Origin of the sequence: Streptomyces sp. 4F14, assembly GCF_048159485.1 — a bacterium.
Lineage (GTDB): Bacteria > Actinomycetota > Actinomycetes > Streptomycetales > Streptomycetaceae > Streptomyces.
Window position 1 is genome coordinate 1 of record NZ_JBLRVY010000131.1, and the last position, 448, is coordinate 448.

Genomic DNA, 448 nt, shown 5'->3' on the forward strand with positions numbered 1-448 from the left:
CGCCCGGCTCGTCGCGCAGCCGGGCCAGGAGTGCCTGGACGAGGGTGCCGGTGGGGACGGTCAGACCGTGGGGGCGGGCGATGCCGGGGTGGTCGGTGTAGCGCCAGCGGGACAGCGGGCCCGAGGTGCCGTGGTCGTCCACGCCGAGGACGCGCCGGCCGTCCCGGATCAGCTCCTCCTCCACGCCCTGCTCCGCGAGGAGCTGGAGTGTGGGCGGGGCGAGGAGCGGTGAGATGCCGGCGCCGGCCGGCTCGAACTCCTCCTGCGGCGAGGCCAGGACGACCGTCTGGCCGTGGCGGGCGCACAGCAGCGCCGCGAAGAGCGCTGTCGCGCCACTGCCGACCACACACACATCGGCCTCGATGTCCGGTCCCGGCGGGGATTGGGTGCTCAACTCGGTTCCTCTCCTCCTGCTCACGCCGACTGGGTCCTCACGCCGACTGGGTCA

Annotated in this window: 1 protein-coding gene; it reads right to left on the reverse strand. The window is 74.1% G+C overall.

The window, feature by feature from the left end; genetic code table 11:
- Window positions 1-394 (reverse strand): FAD-dependent oxidoreductase (locus ACLZOT_RS49975; RefSeq protein ID WP_416975982.1); only part of this gene is annotated, 394 nt, incomplete at its 3' end.
- Between the last annotated feature and the right edge of the window lie 54 nt (window positions 395-448).